Origin of the sequence: Parafrankia sp. Ea1.12, assembly GCF_900465275.1 — a bacterium.
GTDB classification, from domain to species: Bacteria; Actinomycetota; Actinomycetes; order Frankiales; family Frankiaceae; genus Parafrankia; species Parafrankia soli.
On the sequence record NZ_UBIZ01000546.1, the window covers coordinates 1 to 6,041 of the forward strand.

The window sequence follows — 6,041 nt, forward strand, 5'->3', positions numbered from 1 at the left end:
ACCTCGTCCGCACCAACCCCGACCAGGCGGAACCGATCCTCGCCAGTCTCACCGCCACCACCTCCTCCGCACTGCGCGACCTCAAGGCCACCGTCGGTCTCCTGCGGCAGAGCGACGACCCGGACGCGCCGCTGGAACCAGCCCCCTCGCTCGCCCAGCTCCCCCAGCTCGCCGACACGTTCGCCGCGACCGGGCTCACGGTCACGATCACCACCCGTGGCGAACCGTCCCCGCTCTCCCCCGGCGTCGATCTCACGGCCTATCGGATCGCGCAGGAGGCCCTCACCAACGTGGCGAAACACGCCAGGACCGACAACGCCTGTGTCGACATCACCTACGCCCCGCACAGCGTCACCCTGATGATCATAAATGGCGGCGGGGAGAACGCGGGCCCGGTCGGCCGCGGCGCGCGTCCCGGCGCCGGGACGTCGATCCCGGCCTCGGACAGCGGGTTCGGCCTGATCGGCATGCGGGAACGCGCGCTGTCCGTCGGCGGGCATCTCGAGGCCGGTCATCATCCCGAGGTCGGCTTCCACGTCACCGCCGTCCTGCCCCTGCACCCCAGAACTCCCACGAAAACGGAAGCCGATGACCATCCGAGTGCTCCTCGCCGACGACCAGACCCTCCTGCGGTCGACCTTCCGGATTCTGATCGACTCCTGCAGCGACATGGAGGTCGTCGGTGAGGCCGCGGACGGGCACGAGGCCGTCGCGGCGACCCGGGAGCACCGCCCGGACGTCGTGGTCATGGACATCCGCATGCCCGGCACCGACGGGCTCGCCGCCACCGCCGCCATCTGCGGCGACGAGACGCTGGCGGCCACCCGTGTCCTGATCCTCACGACCTTCGAGATCGACGAGTACGTGGCCCAGGCGCTCCGCGTCGGCGCGAGCGGCTTCCTCGGCAAGGACGTCGGAACGGACGAGCTGCTCTCCGCGATCCGCACCGTCGCCGGCGGCGACGCCCTTCTCTCGCCGGCGGCCACCCGCGTTCTCATCAGCCGTTTCCTCGCCGCCCCGGAGCCCGCGGCCACCGCCACGGCCAATCCCGTGGCGCTCGCCGCGCTCACCGCTCGCGAACGCGAGGTCATGGCGCTGGTAGCCGAAGGCCACTCGAACCACGAAATCGCCGACCGGCTCGTCATCAGCCCACTGACCGCCCGCACGCACGTCCACCGGGCCATGGCGAAGCTCAACGCCCGCGACCGGGCGCAGCTGGTCGTCATCGCCTACCAGTCCGGCCTGCTGCAAACCGCACGACCGGACTGAGCAGGCGTTTCAGGAACGCCTGCTCAGTCGGTGAGCTCAGACGGTGAGGACGGTGGCCGCGGCCGTGCCGGGGGCGCCGTAGACCTGGGCGAACCCGACGCGCGGGTTGCCGGCGACCTGACGGTCACCCGCCTGACCACGCAGCTGGCGAACCAGCTCGTGCACCTGGCGGAGCCCGGACGCGCCGATCGGCTCGCCGTTGGCGATGAGACCGCCGTCGGTGTTGACCGGCAGCGAGCCGCTGATCTCGGTCGCGCCCTCGGCGATCAGCTTCTCCTGCTCACCGTCGGCGCAGAAGCCGCACTCGGCCATGTGGATGATCTCCGCGCCGGCGTCGGTGTCCTGGAGCTGGATCACGTCGACGTCCCCCGGGCCGACGCCGGCGGCCTCGAAGGCGGCGCGGGCGGCGTAGACGGTCGGCGCGACGTCCTCGTCGACCGGCGCGAAGGTGCTGTGCACCTCGTAGGCGCCGAAACGGCGGGTGCGGATCTCCGTGGCGCGCAGGTAGATCGGCTGCGAGGTGAACCGGTGCGCGATGTCGGCGCGGCACATGATGGCGGCGGCGGCACCCTCGTCCGGCGAGCAGAACATGTAGTGCGTCAGCGGATAGTTGAGCATGGGCGAGCCGAGGATCTCCTCCTCGCTCAGCGCCTTACGCCGGAACGCGTTCGGGTTGATCACACCGTTGCGGTAGTTCTTGGCCGCCACCTTCGCCAGCGTCCGCTGCGAGATGCCGTGCTCGTGCAGGTAGCGGTTGGCCTTGATCCCGAAGAACTGCGTGGTGACGTACTGGCCGTTCTCGGCGTACCACGCCGGCAGGCCGAGCATCGACGGATGGGCGGTGAACGCGCCGCGCGGGTGCTTGTCCAGGCCCACGGCGATGCCGATGTCGTACTTGCCGAGCCGGATCGTGTCGGCGCACAGCTGGATGGCGCTGGCTGCGGTCGCGCAGGCGTTGAACACGTCGGTGAACGGGATGCCCGTCAGCCCGACGAGCCTCGTCACCGCGTCCGGGTTGGCGATCTCCAGGCTGCCGCCGACACCGAACTGGATGTCCTTCCAGCCGACCCCGGCGTCCTTCAGCGCCAGCTGGATGGCGTCCGCGCCGAGCTCCATGGCCGACTTCTCGAAGCGACCGAAGGGATGCAGGCCCACGCCGATGATGGCGACGTCGTTCATCTCGATGGTTCCTCTCTGGCTCGTGCGGCGTGGGTCAGGCTGGCGCGAAGGCGAACGTGATCACTTCGTCGCCGTCGGCGTCGGTGTAGAACGGCACCATCGTCAGCTCGACGTCCATGCCGAACTTCAGCTTCTCCGGGTCGGACTCCGTGAGCCGGCCCTCGACGCGGATCACGTCGTCGAGCTGGACCAGCCCGACGCCGAACGGCTTGAAGGTCTCGGCCGTCTCCCCACCGGCGTAGGGCAGCTTCGGGACGAAGCCCTGCGTCGTCCACGCGATGAGGGTGCCGCGGCGGGGCAGCAGCTCGTCACTCATCTTGTCGCCGCTGCACCGGGGGCAGAGGGCCTGAGTGGGGAACGTCGTGGCGCTGCAGTCGCCGCAGCGGCTACCGATGAGCTGTGGCTGCTCGTCGGGCCAGGTTGAGATCTCGGGCGCGAGCGCCTTCTGCATCCTTTTGCTCCTTCTTGCCGGCCGACGGCCTGTTCGTCCTGGGGAGTATCCATCATGGCCGGGAGCCGGCGCCTCGCGAACGACGGCCGGGCGTGCTCCGGGGCCGGCCGGCCCGGGGCGCCACGCTCCGGCTTGATCCGCGCACGCGGCCGCCAGGCTCGATCAGCACCGCTGCGCCAGCACCATCAGTGCAGCTGCGCCGATGTGATCCGCTGCCGGGCACGCCCTCCGCAGCCGCTGGCCGGGACGTCGTCCGCGCCTACCAGCGACCCGGGACGTCGCAGCCCGGGACATCCTCGTTCACCGCCGCGCGGTCGCTGTAAGCCAGATTTGTTCGCCTGTATCTGGAGTTACTTCTGCGCCAGACCATCCAGAGCACTGAATTCTGCCGAGAGGTCGATTACCATTGCATTCACAGGCGATTCCGGGAAATCGAGGATTGGTCAGCGGCGACCGTGTGGGCGTCGTAATCCCGACGCAGGATGTGCGCAGCCCCGCCGCCGGCGGTCCAGGTTGTTCGACCCCGGCTCCTTCGCCCCGCCCCCGCCTCCGCGGGCGGCCCGGTGCCGGTCGGCCGACCGGATCGACGGCCTCGACATCGTCGCCTTCTGCCCCGACAGGACCCAGATACGCGGGGCGCCGGCGCTCAGGCCGCCGCGCGGATCGTCGGCCTGACCCGCGCCCTCGTGTCCTACCGGACGCCGGCCGCAGGTCGGCGTCCGTAGTCGAGATGGTACTCAGCCTCGGCCAGTGGCTCCGGCGGGTTCCGGTGCGCCTGATGCTCGACCGAGCGGATGCCGTGCGGGCACCGAACGGGTGCTGCGCGTCGGTATCCTGTTCCGCGAACTGTTCGTGTCCGCATGGAGGTCCCGTGAGCAATCGGATCGAGACGCTTGAATTTCAGGCCGAGGCCCGTCAGCTTCTGCAGCTGATGGTCCATTCGATCTACTCCGACAAAGATATCTTCCTGCGCGAGCTGATCTCCAACGCGTCCGACGCCCTCGACAAGCTGCGCATCGCCTCACTTGTCGACAAGGACCTTTCGGCTGACACGTCCGACCTGCACATCGCCCTCGAGGTCGACCGGGAGCAGCGCACCCTCACCGTGCGCGACAACGGCATCGGCATGTCCCGCGACGACGTCGTCCAGCTCATCGGCACCATTGCCAGGTCGGGAACGGCCGAGATGCTCCGGAAGGCGAAGGAGTCGAAGGACGCCGCCGCGTCGCTGGACCTCATCGGCCAGTTCGGTGTCGGTTTCTACTCGACCTTCATGGTGGCGGACAAGGTCACGCTGCTGACGCGCCGGGCCGGCGAGAGCGGTGGCACGCGCTGGGAGTCGGGCGGCGAGGGCACGTACGTCATCGAGGATGTCGACGACGCGCCGCAGGGCACCGCCGTCACCCTGCATCTCAAGCCGGAGGACAGCGAGGACCACCTCTTCGACTACACCGCCGAACGGAAGATCCGGGAGATCGTCAAGCGGTACTCCGACTTCATCGCGTGGCCCATCCGAATGGCTACCGAGAACCCGGACCAGGCAGCGAGCACGGACGAAGACGGCACGGTCACGACCGACATCCAGACGCTCAACTCGATGAAGGCGTTGTGGGCGCGCCCGCCCGCCGAGGTCGACCACGCCGAGTACAACGAGCTGTACCGCCACCTCAGCCATGACTGGACCGACCCGCTCGAGACCATCCACATGAAGGGTGAAGGCCTCTTCGAGTACGAGGCGCTGCTCTTCATCCCGTCCCACGCGCCGTTCGACCTGTTCGCGCAGGACGGCAAGCGTGGCGTCCAGCTGTACGTGAAGCGCGTGTTCATCATGGACGACTGCCAGGCGCTCATGCCGAACTTCCTGCGGTTTGTCAAGGGTGTCGTCGACGCGCACGACCTGTCGCTGAACATCTCCCGCGAGATCCTCCAGCAGGACCGCCAGATCCAGCTGGTTCGCCGCCGGCTGGTGAAAAAGGTGCTTTCGACGGTCCGCGGCCTGCAGACGGACGACGCCGAGCGCTACCGGACCTTCTGGAAGGAGTTCGGGCCCGTCGTCAAGGAGGGGCTGCTGGACGACGTCGACAACCAGGAGGCGATCCTGGAGATCGTCTCCTGCGCCTCGACGCGCGACCCGGAGCAGACGACGACCCTGCGGGAGTACGTCGACCGGATGAAGGACGGCCAGGACGACATCTACTACATGACCGGCGACTCCCGGTTGATGATCGAGAAGTCGCCACACATGGAGGCCTTCCTCGCCAGGGGGTACGAGGTGCTCCTCCTGACGGACCCGGTCGACGAGGTGTGGGTCGAGCGGGTGGCGCGGTTCGACGGCAAGCCGCTGCGGTCGATCGCCAAGGGCCAGGTCGATCTCGGCACGGCGGACGAGAAGGAGAGCACCGAGCCCGAACGGGAGCAGCAGCGGAAGGACTTCGCCGAGTTGCTCTCCTGGCTGACCCGAACCCTGCACGAGCAGGTGAAGGAGGTCCGCCTCTCCTCCCGCCTCACCACGTCGCCGGCCTGCATCGTGGGAGACACCCACGACATCACGCCGACCCTGGAGAAGATGTACCGCTCCATGGGGCAGAACGTGCCGCACTCCAAGCGCATCCTGGAGCTCAATCCGACGCATCCACTGGTGGAGGGGCTACGGAAGGCCCACGAGCAGGACGCGAGCTCCGACGTTCTCAGCGAGACGGCGGAGTTGCTGTACGGGATGGCGCTGCTGGCCGAGGGCGGGGAGCTCGCCGACCCGTCCCGCTTCACCCGCATTCTCGCCGATCGGCTCGCGAACACCCTGTAGGGGGCGTGCATCCGAAACCACGGTGAAGCTCCGCGGGCCCAGGCTCGCGCAGCCGACCTCGGATGACCGGCTTGCTTCGTCCGGTACGAGTCAGCGTGCAGGTCCGGACCCGCGGCGACGGCGACCGCCGTCGCCGCGGACGCCCGCCTGCGCAGCGGTCGACTACTGACGATTAATGTGTGGTGTTAATGGGTCTGGTGATGGCTGGTGGCGGGCGGGTACATCTTTTGCTATGAGGTATGCGACGGGTGGCGGGTTGACGCCCGCCGGGCAGGTGGAACGGGAGCGGGTTCGGTTGGCCGCGGCTGACCGGTTCGCCGCGGGAGCGACACGGACGGA

Annotated in this window: 5 protein-coding genes; 3 read left to right on the top strand and 2 right to left on the bottom strand. The window is 68.7% G+C overall.

What is annotated here, in order from left to right:
• Both FMEAI12_RS31035 and FMEAI12_RS31040 read left to right on the top strand, forming a co-directional pair.
• Nucleotides 1-686: sensor histidine kinase (locus FMEAI12_RS31035; protein WP_368672127.1), on the top strand; the 686-nt coding region annotated here is incomplete at its 5' end.
• Nucleotides 589-1,269, top strand: coding sequence for a response regulator transcription factor (locus FMEAI12_RS31040; RefSeq protein WP_112108820.1), 681 nt, complete (start codon nt 589-591; stop codon nt 1,267-1,269). The genes FMEAI12_RS31035 and FMEAI12_RS31040, both read left to right, overlap by 98 nt.
• Nucleotides 1,270-1,305: 36 nt before the next feature.
• Here FMEAI12_RS31040 and FMEAI12_RS31045 read toward each other — a convergent pair whose 3' ends face one another.
• Both FMEAI12_RS31045 and FMEAI12_RS31050 read right to left on the bottom strand, forming a co-directional pair.
• Entirely contained in the window at nt 1,306-2,448 is a 1,143-nt protein-coding gene (locus tag FMEAI12_RS31045) for a thiolase family protein (RefSeq protein WP_112108821.1), read from the bottom strand.
• Between the two features lie 34 nt (nt 2,449-2,482).
• Nucleotides 2,483-2,899 (bottom strand): Zn-ribbon domain-containing OB-fold protein, encoded by a 417-nt coding sequence (locus tag FMEAI12_RS31050; protein ID WP_071065887.1) that lies wholly within the window; start codon nt 2,897-2,899, stop codon nt 2,483-2,485.
• Nucleotides 2,900-3,770: 871 nt separating this feature from the next.
• Between FMEAI12_RS31050 and htpG the strand changes: the two genes are divergently transcribed.
• Nucleotides 3,771-5,702 carry a molecular chaperone HtpG gene (gene htpG, locus FMEAI12_RS31055; protein WP_112108822.1) on the top strand — a complete coding sequence of 644 codons (1,932 nt, stop codon included), beginning with the start codon at nt 3,771-3,773 and terminating at the stop codon, nt 5,700-5,702.
• Nucleotides 5,703-6,041 lie beyond the last annotated feature (339 nt).